Raw genomic sequence first — 16,768 nt, forward strand, 5'->3', positions numbered from 1 at the left:
AGGGCGAAGCCCCGAAGCCTCCGGGGTGGGCCTGCCGCAGGGCCTGCAGGCCACGACGGGTCAAGCACCGAGGGGACCCACACACCACACGACCCGCCCCCGAAGCCCCCGAAGCCCCCGCATGCGCCCTCGAAGCCCGCTCCGCCGGAGCGGCGGCCCGCCCGCTCCGCTCGAGCCCCCTAGAACCGATGCACCCGATGGCAGATGTAGGCCAGCGTCCCCAGCAGCAGTCGTGCCTGCGGCGGCTGCCCCGCCGTGTCGAGGGTCGGCGGCCGCAGCCAGCCGACCGGGCCGAGGCCCGCGTGGTCCGACGGCGGGGCGGTGACGTACGTGCCCGCGCCGAGCGCCCGCAGGTCCAGGTCGGCGTCGTCCCAGCCCATCCGGTACAGCAGCTGCGGCAGCTCCGCCGCCGCCCCCGGCGCCACGAAGAACTGCGCCCGGCCGGTCGGCGTCACCGCCACCGGTCCCAACGGCAGCCCCATCCGCTCCAGCCGGACCAGCGCGCGCCGGCCCGCCTCCTCCGCCACCTCGATGACGTCGAAGGCCCGCCCCACCGGGAGCAGCACCGCCGCGCCCGGGAAGCCGCTCCACGCCTCGGTGACCTCGTCGAGGGTCGCGCCCGCCGGGACCTCCGCCGCGAGCGGCAGCGGATGCGCCCCGGGGGCCGCGCACCGCGCGTCCCCGCAGGAGCACTCCCCGGCCGCCGAGGCGCGGACGCCGGGGACCACGTCCCAGCCCCACAGTCCGGTGTACTCCGCCACCGCTGTGCACTCCGACGTCCGGCCGCGCCGCCGCGAGCCGGACCGGAACTCCCTGGTGCCACGGCTGCCGCCGATCGTGAAGCCCATGCCCCCTCCAACGGGTCAACTCGCCGGTGGTTACGAGGCCGTCGCACCCGGGGCCGCGCCGCCGTCCGGCGCACTCCCCGCCGGACGCGCCCCGGTGTACACCGTTCCGCCACCGTTTCGCCCACGCACTGCCATCGAAAGCGTGTGGTGTCCAGTGAATCGCGGTTGACGGGTGGCGAGTTCATTCGAAGGGGTGGCGAATGGTGGCGTTTCCGCAATCGACCTCGCCGCAGGGGTGATCGTAGGATTACTTTCAGTGCACGACCCGTACGGCGGACTCGTCCGTGGGTATGCCGGAGGCAACCCGTACCCGTCCGACGCCGACGCGGGTTGCGTACGAGACGGGTCTCGTACGAAGCGGCCGAATGGATGGGGGCGTCCCAGTGAGCGGGAACGGCGCAAGCGGAACAGCCGAGAAGCGCCCGAACGACCAGCTGACCTCCTGGTTCGTCCGGAGCGGCTGGTCCAAGGGCGAGCTCGCCCGGCAGGTCAACCGCCGCGCCCGCGCGCTCGGTGCCCACCACATCAGCACCGACACCTCCCGCGTCCGCCGCTGGCTGGACGGCGAGCAGCCCCGCGAGCCCATCCCGCGGATCCTCTCCGAGCTGTTCTCCGAGCGCTTCGGCAGCGTCGTCGCCATCGAGGACCTCGGCCTGCGCACGGCCCACCAGTCGCCGTCCGTCTCCGGCGTCGACCTCCCCTGGGCGGGACCCCAGACCGTCGCCCTCCTCAGCGAGTTCTCGCGCAGCGACCTGATGCTCGCCCGCCGGGGCTTCCTCGGCACCTCGCTCGCACTCTCCGCCGGCCCCGCCCTCATCGAGCCGATGCAGCGCTGGCTCGTGCCCGTCCCGGCCGCCGACCCGGGACCGCGCGAGAGCGGGCCGGCGGGCCGCCCGCCCAGGCTGTCGGGGCCGGAGCTGGACCTGCTGGAGGCCACCACGGCCATGTTCCGGCAGTGGGACGCCCAGTGCGGCGGCGGCCTGCGCCGCAAGGCCGTCGTCGGGCAGCTCCACGAGGTCACCGACCTGCTCCAGGAACCGCACCCCGCACCGACCATGAAGCGGCTGTTCAAGGTCGCCGCCGAACTGGCCGAGCTGGCCGGCTGGATGAGCTACGACGTCGGCCTCCAGCCCACCGCCCAGAAGTACTTCGTGCTCGCCCTGCACGCCGCCAAGGAGGCCGGCGACAAGCCGCTCGGCTCGTACATCCTCTCCAACATGAGCCGGCAGATGATCCACCTGGGCCGGCCCGAGGACGCCCTCGAGCTCATCCACCTCGCCCAGTACGGCAGCCGGGACTGCGCCACCCCCCGCACCCAGGCCATGCTGTATGCGATGGAGGCCCGGGCGTACGCCAACATGGGCCAGCCCAGCCGCTGCAAGCGCGCCGTGCGCATGGCCGAGGACACCTTCGCCGACGTGGGCCTGGGCGGCGAGCCCGAACCCGACTGGATCCGCTTCTTCTCCGAGGCCGAGCTCAACGGCGAGAACTCCCACTCCTACCGGGACCTCGCCTACGTCGCGGGCCGCAGCCCCATGTACGCCTCCCTCGCCGAACCCGTGATGGAGCGGGCCGTCGAGCTCTTCGGGAAGGACGACGAGCACCAGCGCTCGTACGCCCTCAACCTCGTCGGCATGGCCACCGTCCACCTGCTCCAGCGCGCCCCGGAACAGGCCGCGAACTACGCCGAGCGTGCGCTCGACGTGGCGAGAAAGGTGCGCTCCGAACGGGTGAACACACGGCTGCGCAAGACCGTGGACACCGCGGCGCGCGAATACGGCGACGTCGCAGAGATCGCCCGGCTCACCGACCGGCTCTCCGTCCAGCTCCCCGAATCCGCGGAGGCCGTCTGACAGCGCGGGCGGGCCCGCCCCGGCACCGGCCGGACGGCCCCCGCCCCACCGAACCCCGGCCGCGGCAGGCACCCCGTTACACCCGACTCGGCTCCCCCATCGCCAGGTCACCGGGCCCTGCCGCGGCCGGTCCACGTCCCGGCCCGCCTCCCCGGCACCCGTTCATGGGGGCGTAACACGTCCGTCTCCTTCGTCACCCCCGCGAAACATCGAGCGGCAACGCCGGAAACCGGCGCGCGCGAATCTCTGGGCCATAACCGGCCAGCCAGCCAGCCAGCCAGCCGGAGGGCAGGGCCTACGGACCCGGTCCACCAGGCCCCCTTGCGCCGCTCAGGTTCCACCCACGGTCGCCCGCACGCGAACGTACGACGACGAGGAGACGCCGATGGCACCAGCCATCACGACCCTTGCCGCAGACGCCCCCCAGCTGTCTGCCGCGAACACCGGGTTCATGCTCATCTGCTCCGCCCTGGTCATGCTGATGACCCCGGGCCTCGCCTTCTTCTACGGCGGCATGGTCCGCGTCAAGAGCAGCCTCAACATGCTGATGATGAGCTTCATCAGCCTCGGGATCGTCACGATCCTCTGGGTGCTCTACGGCTTCAGCCTCGCCTTCGGCACCGACTCCGGCTCCCTGATCGGCTGGAGCTCCGACTACGTGGGCCTGTCCGGCATCGGCCTGACCGAGCTGTGGGACGGCTACACCATCCCCGTCTACGTCTTCGCCGTCTTCCAGCTCATGTTCGCGGTCATCACCCCCGCCCTCATCAGCGGCGCCCTCGCCGACCGCGTCAAGTTCAGCGCCTGGGTGCTCTTCACCGGCCTGTGGGTCAGCCTCGTCTACTTCCCCGTCGCCCACTGGGTGTGGGGTGCCGGCGGCTGGCTGTTCGAGATGGGCGTCATCGACTTCGCGGGCGGCACGGCCGTCCACATCAACGCCGGCGCCGCGGCCCTGGGCGTCATCCTCGTCATCGGCAAGCGGGTGGGCTTCAAGAAGGACCCCATGCGCCCGCACAGCCTCCCCCTGGTCATGCTCGGCGCGGGCCTGCTGTGGTTCGGCTGGTTCGGCTTCAACGCCGGATCCTGGCTCGGCAACGACGACGGCGTGGGCGCCGTGATGTTCGTCAACACCCAGGTCGCCACCGCCGCCGCCATGCTCGCCTGGCTGGCGTACGAGAAGGTCCGGCACGGCTCCTTCACCACCCTCGGTGCCGCCTCCGGCGCGGTCGCGGGCCTGGTCGCCATCACCCCCTCCGGCGGCTCCTGCTCCCCGCTCGGCGCGATCGCCATCGGCGCCATCGCCGGCCTGCTGTGCGCGATGGCCGTGGGCCTGAAGTACCGGTTCGGCTACGACGACTCCCTCGACGTCGTCGGCGTCCACATGGTCGGCGGCGTCGTCGGCTCCCTCCTCGTCGGCTTCTTCGCCACCGGCGGCGTCCAGTCCGACGCCAAGGGCCTCTTCTACGGAGGCGGCCTCGAGCAGCTCGGCAAGCAGGCGATCGGCGTCTTCGCCGTCCTGGCCTACTCTCTGGTCGCGTCCGCGCTGCTCGCCTTCCTGCTCGACAAGACCATCGGGATGCGCGTCACCGAGGACGACGAGGTGTCCGGCATCGACCAGGTCGAACACGCCGAGACCGCGTACGACTTCAGCGGCGCCGGCGGGGGAGCGGCCGGCCGGTCCACCGCAGCCCCCGCCCCCGCCCCCCTGGCCGCCAAGAAGGTGGACGCATGAAGCTCATCACCGCGATCGTCAAGCCGCACAAGCTCGACGAGATCAAGGAAGCCCTCCAGGCCTACGGCATCGAGGGCCTGACGGTCACCGAGGCCAGCGGCTACGGACGCCAGCGCGGCCACACGGAGGTCTACCGCGGCGCCGAGTACACCGTCGACCTCGTCCCCAAGATCCGCATCGAGGTCGTCGCGGACGACGACGACGCCGACTCGGTCGCCGACGTCATCGTCAAGGCCGCCCGCACCGGCAAGATCGGTGACGGCAAGGTCTGGATCGTCCCGGTCGACTCGGTCGTCCGGGTACGGACCGGCGAGCGCGGCGCGGACGCGCTGTAGAGCCGTCCCTCCGCACACCGCAGAGCTGCACGAACGGAGCCCCAGGGTGACGAGCCTCGACGACACGACCGAACAGGCGGACCCCGGACACGGCGGCTACGCGGCGGCCCGGCTGCGACTCCTCCAGCAGGAGTCGCAGCCCGGGCCGTCGCGCCGTTCCGCCCTGGCCCGGCTGACCGACCAGTGGCTGACCGGGCTCTTCGCCGCGGCCGCCCGCGACACCGGCGTGCGCGGCGCCGTCCTGGTCGCCGTCGGCGGCTACGGCCGCGCCGAACTCTCCCCCCGCAGCGACCTCGACCTGCTGCTCCTGCACGACGGCAAGGCCGCCCCCGGTGACCTCGCCGCCCTGGCCGACCGCCTCTGGTACCCCGTCTGGGACCTCGGCCTCGCCCTCGACCACTCCGTGCGCACCCCCGCCCAGGCCCGCAAGACGGCCGCCGAGGACCTCAAGGTCCACCTGGGGCTGCTCGACGCCCGCCCGGTCGCCGGCGACCTCGGACTCCTCGCGGGCCTGCGCACCACCGTCCTCGCCGACTGGCGCAACCAGGCCCCCAAGCGCCTGCCCGAACTGCACGCCCTGTGCCGCGACCGGGCCGAGCGCGCCGGTGAGCTGCGCTTCCTCCTCGAACCCGACCTCAAGGAGGCCCGCGGCGGGCTCCGCGACGCCACCGCCCTGCGCGCCGTGGCCGCCTCCTGGCTCGCCGACGCGCCCCGCGAGGGCCTGGCCGAGGCCCGCCGCGTCCTGCTCGACACCCGCGACGCCCTGCACCTGATCACCGGCCGCGCCACCGACCGGCTCGCCCTCCAGGAACAGGACCAGGTCGCCGCCGCCCTCGACCTGCCGGGCGCCGACGCGCTGCTGCGCAGCGTCTACGAGGCCGCCGGCGTCATCGGCTACGCCGGCGACGTCACCTGGCGCGAGGTGGGCCGGGTGCTGCGCGCCCGGTCCGCCCGGCCGCGGCTGCGCGGCCTGCTCGGCACCCGGGGCCCCGCCACCGAGCGCGCCCCGCTCGCCGAGGGCGTCGTCGAACAGGACGGCGAGGCCGTGCTCGCCCTCGCCGCCAAGCCGGAGCGCGACGCCGTCCTGCCGCTGCGGTTCGCGGCCGCCGCCGCCCAGGCCGGACTGCCGGTCTCGCCGCACGCCGTGCGCCGCCTCGCCGCGCAGGCCAGGGCCCTGCCCGTGCCGTGGCCCGCCGAGGCCCGGGAGCAACTGGTGACCCTGCTGGGCGCCGGCGAGCCGATGGTGGCCGTCTGGGAGGCCCTGGAGGCGGAGGGGCTGATCACGCGGCTGCTGCCGGACTGGGACCGGGTCCGCTTCCGGCCGCAGCGCAACCCCGTCCACACCTGGACCGTGGACCGCCACCTCGTCGAGACCGCCGTCCGGGCCGCCGCCCTCACCCGCCGCGTCGGGCGCCCGGACCTCCTGCTCGTCGCCGCGCTGCTGCACGACATCGGCAAGGGCTGGCCGGGCGACCACTCCGTGGTCGGCGAGACCATCGCCCGCGACGCGGCCGCCCGCATGGGCTTCGACAAGGACGACGCGGCCGTGGTCGCCACCCTCGTCCGCCACCACCTGCTGCTCATCGACACCGCCACCCGGCGCGACCTCGACGACCCCGTGACCGTACGGACCGTCGCCGATGCCGTGGGCTCCGCGGGCGCCCTCGAACTGCTGCACGCGCTCACCGAGGCCGACGCGCTCGCCACCGGCCCGGCCGCCTGGTCGTCCTGGCGCGGATCCCTCGTCGCGGACCTGGTCAAGCGCGTGGCCGCGGTGCTCTCCGGCGCCCCCGCGGCCGCTCCCGACGCGGATGCGCCGAGCGCCGAGCAGGAGCGGCTGGCGGTGGAGGCGGTACGCACGGGCGGGCCGGTGCTCGCGCTGCGGACCCGTGCCGAGACCCGCAGCGAGGAGCCGGACGAGGTGGGGGTCGAGCTGCTGATCGCCGTCCCCGACCAGCCGGGGGTGCTCCCCGCGGCCGCGGGCGTCCTCGCTCTGCACCGGCTCACCGTGCGCGCGGCCGACCTGCGGACGGTGGAGCTGCCGGACGCGCTGGGGGAGGTCCTGGCCCTGCGCTGGCGGGTGGCGGCCGAGTACGGCTCGCTGCCGCAGGCCGCGCGGCTGCGGGCCGACCTGGTCCGGGCGCTCGACGGCTCGCTGGACGTCCCGGCGAAGCTGGCCGAGCGGGAGGCCGCGTACCGGCGGCGGCGCGGGATGCTCCCGCCGCCCCCGCGGGTCGCGGTCGTGCCGGGGGTCTCCTCCCAGGCCACCGTCCTGGAGGTCCGGGCGCCCGACGCGGTCGGCCTCCTGCACCGCATCGGGCTGGCCCTCGAGGGCGGTGGCGTCCGCGTCCGCAGCGCCCACGTGTCCACCCTGGGCGCCAACGCCGTCGACACGCTGTACGTCACCGACGCCAAGGGCGCCCCCCTCCCCCCGGACGAGGCCGCCGCCCTGGCCCACACGGTCGAATCCGCCCTGTCCTGACCCCGGCCGCCCCTGCCCCCGGCCACCCCCGCCTCCCGGCCCGCCCGGCGTTTGAGGGCGCCTCGGAAACCGGGATCGGGCCGGGGGGCCCGGGGGAGTGGACGCGCCGGATACCCTGGGGGACGACCGCTCCCGACGACCCGAGGATTCGCGACCACCGTGTTCGATACGCTCTCCGACCGCCTCGCAGCCACATTCAAGTCCCTCAGGGGCAAGGGCCGCCTGTCCGAGGCCGACATCGACGCCACGGCACGGGAGATCCGTATCGCCCTCCTCGAGGCCGACGTCGCCCTGCCCGTGGTCCGGGCCTTCATCAAGCAGGTCAAGGAGCGCGCCCTCGGCTCCGAGGTCTCGCAGGCCCTGAACCCGGCCCAGCAGGTCATCAAGATCGTCAACGAGGAGCTCGTCGGCATCCTCGGTGGCGAGACCCGCCGGCTCCGCTTCGCCAAGCAGCCGCCCACCGTCATCATGCTGGCCGGCCTCCAGGGTGCCGGTAAGACCACCCTCGCCGGAAAGCTCGGCTTCTGGCTCAAGAGCCAGGGCCACACCCCGCTGCTCGTCGCCTGCGACCTCCAGCGCCCCAACGCCGTCACCCAGCTCGGTGTCGTCGCCGAGCGCGCCGGCGTCGGCTTCTACGGCCCGCAGCCCGGCAACGGCGTCGGCGACCCGGTCCAGGTCGCCAGGGACTCCATCGACCACGCGAAGACGAAGCAGCACGACGTCGTCATCGTCGACACCGCCGGCCGCCTCGGCATCGACCAGGAGATGATGCAGCAGGCCGCGGACATCCGCGACGCCGTCTCTCCCGACGAGGTCCTCTTCGTCGTCGACGCCATGATCGGTCAGGACGCGGTCAACACCGCCGAGGCCTTCCGCGACGGCGTCGGCTTCGACGGCGTCGTGCTCTCGAAGCTCGACGGCGACGCCCGCGGTGGTGCCGCGCTCTCGATCGCGCACGTCACCGGCAAGCAGATCATGTTCGCCTCCAACGGCGAGAAGCTGGACGACTTCGACGCGTTCCACCCGGACCGCATGGCGTCCCGCATCCTCGGCATGGGCGACATGCTCAGCCTCATCGAGAAGGCCGAGCAGACCTTCTCGCAGGCCGAGGCCGAGAAGATGGCGGCCAAGCTCGCCAAGGGCCCCAAGGAGTTCACGCTCGACGACTTCCTGTCGCAGATGGAGCAGGTCCGCAAGATGGGCTCCATCTCCAAGCTCCTCGGCATGCTCCCGGGCATGGGCCAGATCAAGGAGCAGATCAACAACATCGACGAGCGCGACGTCGACCGCACCGCCGCGATCATCAAGTCGATGACCCCGGCCGAGCGCCAGGACCCGACGATCATCAACGGCTCCCGCCGCGCCCGTATCGCCAAGGGCTCCGGCGTCGAGGTCAGCGCCGTCAAGAACCTCGTCGAGCGGTTCTTCGAGGCCCGCAAGATGATGTCCCGCATGGCCCAGGGCGGTGGCATGCCCGGCATGCCCGGCATCCCGGGCATGGGCGGTGGCCCCGGCCGCCAGAAGAAGCAGCAGAAGCAGGCCAAGGGCAAGCGCCAGAGCGGCAACCCGATGAAGCGCAGGGCCGAGGAGGCCGCCGCCCAGGCGCGCCGCGACCAGGCCGGCCAGGACGCCCCCGGCAACCCGTTCGGCCTGCCCGCGGGCCAGCCCGGTCAGGACTTCGAGCTGCCGGACGAGTTCAAGAAGTTCATGGGCTGACCCACGCCCCCCGGCGAAGGCCCCCGCGTCCCGGACGCGGGGGCCTTTCCCGTACGTGCGGGCCGTCAGCCGGGCAGCGCACCCCCCGCGCGTCCGCCCGGTACCTCCCGTAATGTCGGATCCCACGACGCAGGAGGTGGTCCGACGTGCCCAGCCCGACCCCCGTGCCGCCGCGCTCGCGGGCCGACACCCCCTGGCGCTCCGAGGGCGCTCCGCCCCCGCCCCCGAAGAGGCGCATGCCCGGCGGCTGGCGCGGGCTGGTCCTCACCGCCCTGATCGTCTACCTCATCACCAACCTGGTGCTGTCCTTCGTCGGCGAGGAGAACGAGCCGACCATCTCGTACACCGAGTTCAGCAAGCAGGTCGCCGCCGGCAACGTCTCGAAGATCTACTCCAAGGGCGACGCCATCGAGGGCCAGCTCAAGAACGAGCAGCCCATCCCCGGCGGCGACGGCGACTACACCAAGTTCACCACCCAGCGCCCCGTCTTCGCCGACGACGACCTGTGGCAGAGCCTCACCTCCAAGGGCGTCACCGTCACCGCCTCCCCGGTCGTCGAGCACCGCAGCTTCCTCTACAACCTCCTGATCTCCCTCGCCCCGATGCTGCTGCTCATCGGCCTGTGGGTGCTCGTCGCCCGGCGCATGGGCGCGGCCATGGGCGGCGCCGGCGGCCCGTTCGGCCGCAAGGCGCCCCCGAAACCCGTCGAACTGGAGGAGGGCAAGCGCACCACCTTCGACGACGTGGCCGGAATCGACGAGGTGGAGCACGAGCTCAGCGAGGTCGTGGACTTCCTCAAGAACCCCGAGGCCTACCGGCGCATGGGCGCCCGGATGCCCGGCGGCGTGCTGCTGGCCGGCCCGCCCGGCACCGGCAAGACCCTGCTCGCGCGGGCCGTCGCGGGCGAGGCCGGGGTGCCCTTCTTCTCGGCCTCGGCCTCCGAGTTCATCGAGATGATCGTGGGCGTCGGCGCCAGCCGGGTCCGCGAGCTGTTCACCGAGGCCCGCAAGGTGGCCCCGGCGATCATCTTCATCGACGAGATCGACACCATCGGCCGGGCCCGCGGCGGCGGGGCGGCCATGGGCGGCCACGACGAGCGCGAGCAGACGCTCAACCAGATCCTCACCGAGATGGACGGCTTCTCCGGGTCCGAAGGGGTCGTCGTCATCGCCGCGACCAACCGTGCCGACGTGCTCGACCCGGCCCTGACCCGGCCCGGCCGCTTCGACCGCACCGTCATGGTCTCCCCGCCGGACCGCGGCGGACGCGAGGCGATCCTGAAGATCCACACCCGGGAGATCCCGCTCGACCGCGCCGTCGACCTCGCCCAGGTGGCCCGTACGACGCCCGGGATGACCGGCGCGGAGCTGGCCAACCTCGCCAACGAGGCCGCCCTGCTCGCGGTCAAGCGCAAGCAGGGCGCCGTCACCCAGTCGGACCTCTCCGACGCCCTGGAGAAGGTGCAGCTCGGCGCCGAGCGGCCGCTGGTCATGCCGGAGGAGGAACGCCGCCGCACCGCCTACCACGAGAGCGGGCACGCACTGCTGGGCATGCTCCAACCCGGTGCCGATCCGGTACGGAAGATCACCATCGTGCCGCGCGGGCGCGCGCTCGGCGTCACCCTCTCGACGCCGGAGTCCGACCGGTACGCGTACACCGAGGAGTACCTGCGCGGCAGGATCATCGGCGCGCTCGGCGGTATGGCGGCCGAGCAGGTCGTCTACGAGGTCGTCACCACCGGGGCCGAGAACGACCTCGAACAGGTCACCAACATCGCCCGCGGGATGGTCGGCCGCTGGGGCATGAGCGACCGCGTCGGACGGCTGACCGCCATCCCCTCCGACGCCCAGCAGGCGTACGGGCTCTCCGCCGCGCCCGCCACCCTCGACGCGGTCGACGGCGAGATGCGGCGGATCGTGGACGAGTGCTACGAGGACGCCTGCCGCCTGCTGCGCGAGCACCGCGACAAGCTCGACGCCCTCGCCGAGGCCCTGATGCGCCACGAGAGCCTCGACGAGCAGGCCGCCTACGCCGCCGCCGGCATCCCCCGCCTGGCGAAGTCCGCCGACTGAGCCGCCCTCCGGGGGGCGTCCCACCGGGGGCGTCCCGCCAGGGGCGCCGCCCAGGGGCACCTGCGCCTGGGGCGCCGCGCCTGGAGCATCCGCGTCTAGGGCACCCGCGCCACCACGTACCGGAACAGGTTCGGCAGCCACACCGTCCCGTCCGCGTGCACGTACGGGTGCAGGGCCTCCGCCAGTTCCTTCTCCACGGTGTCCGGGTCGCCGGCGTCGCACAGGCCCGCCGAGAGCAGCCCCCGCACCGCCGAGTCCACGTCCGCGTACCCGAACGGGCAGAACACCCGCCCCGAGCCGTCCGGCACCAGCCCCGCCGCGTACGCCCGCAGCTCCAGCGCGTCGCGCGCGGGCGGCACCCACGCCCCGCCGAGCACCGCCGCCGTCGCGCACCGCTCCGGCGGACCCCAGCCCGCCAGCACCACCGCACCGCCCCGGCGCACCAGCGGCAGGACGGCCGCCAGGTCCCCGGAGCCGTCCACGGCGAAGTCGGTCACCACGTCGTACGAGCCGCCCGTCGGCGCCCGGCCGGCGGCCAGCCCGCGCTCCCGCGCGAGCGCGAGCCGGTCCGGGTCGGCCTCCACGCCGAAGACCGCCGCGCCCCGGGCCGCGGCCAGCAGCAGGGCGAGCCCCGCGCCGCAGTCGAGCCCGAGCAGCCGCGTCCCGGAGGCCACGTCGAGCCGGTCGTACACCGCCTCGTACAGCGGCACCAGCATCCGCTCCTGGATCTCCGCCCAGTCCCGGGCGACCAGCGTCGGTGTCATGGCAAAAGCGCTCCCGTCCTTCCATGCCCCCGCTCTGCCCCCGTTGACAAGGCAAGCGCGTTCGGCGGTCCTCGTCCATAGGCCGCGCGGACCCGATTCACGCTCGACCGCCCGCGCGCCGTACCATTCGCGCCATGGCAAAGGCACCCGTTCTCACCCCGCAGGCGGAGGACTTCCCCCGCTGGTACCAGGACCTGATCAACAAGGCCGAGCTGGCCGACAACGGCCCGGTGCGCGGCACCATGGTCATCCGGCCGTACGGCTACGGCCTGTGGGAGCGGATGCAGCAGGAGATGGACGCGCGCATCAAGGAAGCGGGTGCCCAGAACGCCTACTTCCCGATGTTCATCCCCCAGGCCTACCTGACCAAGGAGGCCGAGCACGTCGAGGGCTTCGCCCCCGAGCTGGCGGTCGTCACGCACGGTGGCGGCAAGCAGCTCGAGGAGCCGATCGTGGTCCGCCCGACCTCCGAGACGATCATCAACGACTACTTCTCGAAGTGGGTCCAGAGCTACCGCGACCTGCCCCTGCTGATCAACCAGTGGGCGAACGTGGTGCGCTGGGAGATGCGTCCGCGCGTGTTCCTCCGTACGAGCGAGTTCCTGTGGCAGGAGGGCCACACGGCCCACGCCACGTACGAGGACGCCCGCGAGTACGCCGCCCGCATCCACCGCGACGTGTACGGCGACTTCATGGTCAACGTGCTCGGCATCGACGTGGTGCTCGGCCGCAAGACCCCCAAGGAGCGCTTCGCCGGCGCCATCAACACCCTCACCCTCGAGGGCATGATGGGCGACGGCAAGGCGCTGCAGATGGGCACGAGCCACGAGCTCGGCCAGAACTTCGCCAAGGCGTTCAACACCCAGTACCTGTCCAAGGACAGCAAGCAGGAGTTCGTCTGGCAGACCTCGTGGGGCGTCTCGACCCGCATGGTCGGTGGTCTGATCATGTCGCACGGCGACGACAACGGCCTGCGGGTGCCGCCGAAGCTGGCGCACGTCCAGGTCGTCGTCATGGCCATCAAGGGCGACGAGGCCGTGGCGAAGGTCCGCGAGCTGGGCGACCGCCTGAAGGCCGTCGGGATCCGCGTCCACGTGGACGACCGCACCGACATCCCGTTCGGCCGCCGCGCGGTGGACTGGGAGCTCAAGGGCGTGCCGGTGCGCGTCGAGATCGGCCCCCGCGACCTGGAGAACGGCACGGCCATGCTGGCCCGCCGGATCCCGGGCGGCAAGGAGGCCGTGCAGATCGACGCGCTGGCCGACATGCTGCCGAAGGTGCTGGAGGAGGACCAGGCGCAGCTGCTGCGCGAGTCCCGCGAGCGCCGCATCGCCCGCACCACCGACGTGTCGACCATCGACGAGGCCGCCGAGGCCGCGGTGGCCGGCGGCTGGGCGCGCATCCCGTGGGCCGACCTCGGCCCCGAGGGCGAGGCCAAGCTGGGCGAGCAGGCCGTGACGGTGCGCTGCCTGGTGGCCGAGGACGGGTCGGTCCCGGAGTCGGACGACGCCCCGGGCACCCTGGCGATCGTCGCGCGCTCCTACTGATCGCGCGCCGAGGGCGTACGCGGTCGCGCACGGCCGCGTACGCATCTCGGAGTGATCCTTCCGTATCCGCGTTCGGATCCGGCTCCCCCGGGCGGCTGATCCTGCGGTGGACGGGCCGCCCGCCCGTCCGATCTCCCGTGGGCGGGTCCCTCCGGTTCCGACCGGGGGGACTCCCTTACGTACCGACTCCTCCGGAGTTCTGCGTACCCGTCCTCGTCGGGACGCATGAGACTGAACTGACTGGTACGTGCAAAAAATTTGGAATGGCCCGGAATCGGAACACCGGGGCACCCCGCGTCGTTGTCACGACGTGAGCACGACACCACCTGTTCTCGCCGCAGAGCTGGCACAGGCGTGGGCCGACATTCAGCGGTACCACCCCGAGCTGCCCGACCTTGCCGCGCCCGAGTCCCTGATCGGAGAGTCCTCGTCCGCCTGCGGCGCCGAGCTCTCCTTCGAGCGACTGCTGCACGAGGCAGTCCACGGCATCGCAGCCGCCCGCGGGGTGCGTGACACCTCGCGCGCCGGGCGGTACCACAACCGCAGATTCCTCGCGATCGCCGAGGAGATGGGCCTGGACCACTCCGACGAGCCGCACGCCAGTAGCGGCTTCTCGCTGGTCACGCTCAACCCCGAGGCGAAGAGGCGTTACCGGCCGACCATCGAGCGGCTCCAGCGCGCCCTGAAGGCGCACACCGCGGCCACCGCCGCCGACACCAAGCGCTCCTTCCGCGGGCCGGCCGCGCGGCACGGCTCCTCGGGCGGCGGCGTGCGCGTCAAGGCGGTCTGCGAGTGCGGGCGCAACGTCCGGGTCGTGCCGTCGGTGCTCGCCCAGGCGCCCATCGTGTGCGGCGGCTGCATGAAGCCGTTCCGGATCCCCGAGGTCGCGGTCGCGGCGGCGTCCTGACGCCGGACCGGCGCCCGGCGCCGGTCCCGGGCAGGCACGGCCACGCCGTCGGCCCTGGCCGCCCAGGCCTCGATGACGGGCGCGCGGTACACGTGTGGCACAATGGCTAGCTGTACTCGACAGCCGCATAGGACCCCTCTCTCCTCCGGCTGACGCGTCCATCGGGCACCCGAGTACCGCAACCCCACGTGGCATCCCGTTGTGCCCAACCACGTCAAGACCAGGAGACACCACTCCAGTGGCAGTCAAGATCAAGCTCAAGCGCCTCGGCAAGATTCGCCAGCCGCACTACCGCATCGTCGTCGCCGACTCGCGCACCCGCCGCGATGGTCGTGCGATCGAGGAGATCGGTCTGTACCACCCCACGTACAACCCGTCGCGCATCGAGGTCGACTCGGAGCGCGCGCAGTACTGGCTGTCCGTCGGCGCCCAGCCGACCGAGCCCGTGATGGCCATCCTGAAGGTCACCGGCGACTGGCAGAAGTTCAAGGGCCTGCCGGCTCCGGCCCCGATGCTCGTCGCCGAGCCGAAGGCCGACAAGCGCGCCGCGTTCGAGGCGTTCGCCAAGGGCCTCGAGGGTGACGACGTGAAGGGTGAGGCCATCACCCAGAAGTCGAAGAAGACCGAGAAGAAGGCGGACGAGGCCGAGGCCGCGTCCACCGAGTCGACCGAGGCCTGATCATGCTCGAGGAGGCTCTCGAGCACCTCGTGAAGGGCATCGTCGACAACCCCGACGAGGTACAGGTCGCTTCGCGCAACCTGCGCCGCGGGCAGGTCCTCGAGGTCCGGGTCCATCCCGACGACCTCGGCAAGGTGATCGGCCGCAACGGCCGCACCGCACGGGCCCTGCGCACCGTCGTGGGCGCCATCGGCGGACGGGGCATCCGCGTCGACCTCGTCGACGTGGACCAGGTCCGCTGATCAGTAGAGTCACCGGCACGGGCCGGGGAGGGCGTGCAGCCCGCCCCGGCCCGTCGTCGTCTGTCCCGGGACGCAGGGGGTCCGGCCCCCGGCCGTACGGGGTCCCGGCCCGGTTCCCACGGGCCGTCTGAACAGGAGAGACAAGCGTGCAGCTGGTAGTCGCGCGGATCGGCCGCGCCCACGGCATCAAGGGTGAGGTCACCGTCGAGGTGCGGACCGACGAGCCGGAACTGCGGCTCAGCCCCGGGGCCGTGCTCCAGACCGAGCCCGCGTCCGCCGGACCGCTCACCATCGCGACCGGGCGGGTGCACAGCGGCCGCCTCCTGCTTCGCTTCGAGGGCGTGGTCGACCGCACCGCGGCCGAGAACCTGCGCAACACCCTCCTCATCGCGGACGTCGACCCCGACGAGCTGCCGGAGGAGGAGGACGAGTTCTACGACCACCAGCTCATGGACCTCGACGTCGTCCTCGCCGACGGCACCGAGATCGGCCGCATCACCGAGATCTCGCACCTGCCCTCGCAGGACCTCTTCATCGTCGAGCGGCCCGACGGCACCGAGGTGATGATCCCGTTCGTGGAGGAGATCGTCACCGAGATCGACCTGGAGGGCCAGCGCGCCGTCATCAACCCCCCGCCCGGCCTGATCGACGACCGCGCGGTGATCGCCTCCGCGCGTGACGCCGAGGGCGACTCCGCCGAGGACGCGTCCTGATGCGGCTCGACGTCGTCACGATCTTCCCGGAGTACCTCGAGCCCCTGAACGTCTCGCTGGTCGGCAAGGCCCGGGCGCGCGGACAGCTCGACGTACACGTCCACGACCTGCGCGGCTGGACGTACGACCGCCACAACACGGTCGACGACACCCCGTACGGCGGCGGCCCCGGCATGGTCATGAAGACCGAGCCCTGGGGCGACGCCCTCGACTCGGTCCTCGCCGACGGGTACGAGACCGGGGCGCACGGCCCCGTGATGGTCGTCCCCACCCCGAGCGGCCGGCCGTTCACCCAGGAGCTCGCCGTCGAGCTCTCCGAGCGCCCCTGGCTGATCTTCACGCCGGCCCGCTACGAGGGCATCGACCGGCGCGTGATGGACGAGTACGCCACCCGCATGCCGGTCTACGAGGTCTCCATCGGCGACTACGTGCTCGCCGGCGGCGAGGCCGCGGTCCTGGTGGTCACCGAGGCCGTGGCCCGGCTGCTGCCGGGCGTCCTGGGCAACGCCGAGTCCCACCGCGACGACTCCTTCGCGCCCGGCGAGATGGCCAACCTCCTCGAGGGCCCCGTCTACACCAAGCCGCCGCAGTGGCGCGGCCGCGGCATCCCCGAGGTGCTGCTGAGCGGCCACCACGGCAAGATCGCGCGGTGGCGCCGGGACCAGGCCTTCGCGCGGACCGTGGTCAACCGGCCGGACCTGGTCGAGCGCACCCCGGCCGCCGCCTTCGACAAGAAGGACCGCGAGGCCCTGAGCATCCTGGGCTGGGAGCCCGCCCCCGACGGCCGATTTTGGCGCCGGGCACACGCCGTGGAAGAATAGGCGGCTGCTGTACGCCTGCACCGTGCTCCTGCCACAGGGGGACCGCCGCGGACCGGG

General features: G+C 72.9%; 14 protein-coding genes. 12 read left to right on the plus strand and 2 right to left on the minus strand.

What is annotated here, in order from left to right; all coding sequences use genetic code 11:
• Positions 1–179: 179 nt before the first annotated feature.
• Positions 180–848, minus strand: coding sequence for a bifunctional DNA primase/polymerase (locus ACIQCH_RS21860; protein ID WP_402583232.1), 669 nt, complete (start codon positions 846–848; stop codon positions 180–182).
• Between the two features lie 383 nt (positions 849–1,231).
• Between ACIQCH_RS21860 and ACIQCH_RS21865 the strand changes: the two genes are divergently transcribed.
• From ACIQCH_RS21865 to ftsH, 6 genes are all read left to right on the plus strand, one after another.
• Positions 1,232–2,701 (plus strand): hypothetical protein, encoded by a 1,470-nt coding sequence (locus ACIQCH_RS21865; RefSeq protein WP_402583234.1) that lies wholly within the window; start codon positions 1,232–1,234, stop codon positions 2,699–2,701.
• Between the two features lie 385 nt (positions 2,702–3,086).
• The gene (locus ACIQCH_RS21870) at positions 3,087–4,433 is read left to right on the plus strand and encodes an ammonium transporter (RefSeq protein WP_402583236.1); all 1,347 of its coding nucleotides are present in this window, start codon (positions 3,087–3,089) and stop codon (positions 4,431–4,433) included.
• Positions 4,430–4,768: a P-II family nitrogen regulator gene (locus ACIQCH_RS21875; protein ID WP_402583238.1), complete on the plus strand. Its 339-nt coding sequence runs from the start codon at positions 4,430–4,432 to the stop codon at positions 4,766–4,768. The genes ACIQCH_RS21870 and ACIQCH_RS21875 overlap by 4 nt, the downstream gene beginning before the upstream one ends.
• Positions 4,769–4,814: 46 nt before the next feature.
• Complete coding sequence (locus ACIQCH_RS21880; RefSeq protein WP_402583240.1) at positions 4,815–7,250, plus strand: [protein-PII] uridylyltransferase; 2,436 nt, start codon at positions 4,815–4,817, stop codon at positions 7,248–7,250.
• A 159-nt stretch (positions 7,251–7,409) separates the two neighbouring features.
• Complete coding sequence (gene ffh, locus ACIQCH_RS21885) at positions 7,410–8,966, plus strand: signal recognition particle protein (protein ID WP_402583242.1); 1,557 nt, start codon at positions 7,410–7,412, stop codon at positions 8,964–8,966.
• A gap of 146 nt (positions 8,967–9,112) precedes the next feature.
• Positions 9,113–11,038, plus strand: coding sequence for an ATP-dependent zinc metalloprotease FtsH (gene ftsH / locus ACIQCH_RS21890; protein ID WP_402583244.1), 1,926 nt, complete (start codon positions 9,113–9,115; stop codon positions 11,036–11,038).
• A gap of 95 nt (positions 11,039–11,133) precedes the next feature.
• On the opposite strand, the gene ACIQCH_RS21895 is transcribed toward ftsH, so the two are convergent.
• Complete coding sequence (locus ACIQCH_RS21895; RefSeq protein ID WP_402583246.1) at positions 11,134–11,802, minus strand: methyltransferase type 11; 669 nt, start codon at positions 11,800–11,802, stop codon at positions 11,134–11,136.
• Positions 11,803–11,936: 134 nt separating this feature from the next.
• On the opposite strand from ACIQCH_RS21895, the gene proS reads away from it, so the two are divergent.
• The 6 genes from proS to trmD all read left to right on the plus strand — a co-directional run bounded on the left by proS (position 11,937) and on the right by trmD (position 16,711).
• On the plus strand, positions 11,937–13,349 hold the full coding sequence (gene proS, locus ACIQCH_RS21900) for a proline--tRNA ligase (protein ID WP_402583247.1): 1,413 nt from the start codon (positions 11,937–11,939) through the stop codon (positions 13,347–13,349).
• A 310-nt stretch (positions 13,350–13,659) separates the two neighbouring features.
• Positions 13,660–14,256 (plus strand): hypothetical protein, encoded by a 597-nt coding sequence (locus ACIQCH_RS21905; protein ID WP_402583249.1) that lies wholly within the window; start codon positions 13,660–13,662, stop codon positions 14,254–14,256.
• Positions 14,257–14,494: 238 nt separating this feature from the next.
• Positions 14,495–14,935, plus strand: coding sequence for a 30S ribosomal protein S16 (gene rpsP, locus ACIQCH_RS21910; protein WP_402583251.1), 441 nt, complete (start codon positions 14,495–14,497; stop codon positions 14,933–14,935).
• Between the two features lie 2 nt (positions 14,936–14,937).
• Positions 14,938–15,177, plus strand: coding sequence for an RNA-binding protein (locus ACIQCH_RS21915; protein WP_030011889.1), 240 nt, complete (start codon positions 14,938–14,940; stop codon positions 15,175–15,177).
• A gap of 146 nt (positions 15,178–15,323) precedes the next feature.
• On the plus strand, positions 15,324–15,890 hold the full coding sequence (gene rimM / locus ACIQCH_RS21920; protein WP_402583252.1) for a ribosome maturation factor RimM: 567 nt from the start codon (positions 15,324–15,326) through the stop codon (positions 15,888–15,890).
• Complete coding sequence (gene trmD, locus ACIQCH_RS21925) at positions 15,890–16,711, plus strand: tRNA (guanosine(37)-N1)-methyltransferase TrmD (protein ID WP_402583254.1); 822 nt, start codon at positions 15,890–15,892, stop codon at positions 16,709–16,711. The genes rimM and trmD overlap by 1 nt, the downstream gene beginning before the upstream one ends.
• The last annotated feature ends 57 nt before the right edge of the window (positions 16,712–16,768 follow it).

Source organism: Streptomyces sp. NPDC093225, assembly GCF_044753805.1.
GTDB lineage: Bacteria > Actinomycetota > Actinomycetes > Streptomycetales > Streptomycetaceae > Streptomyces.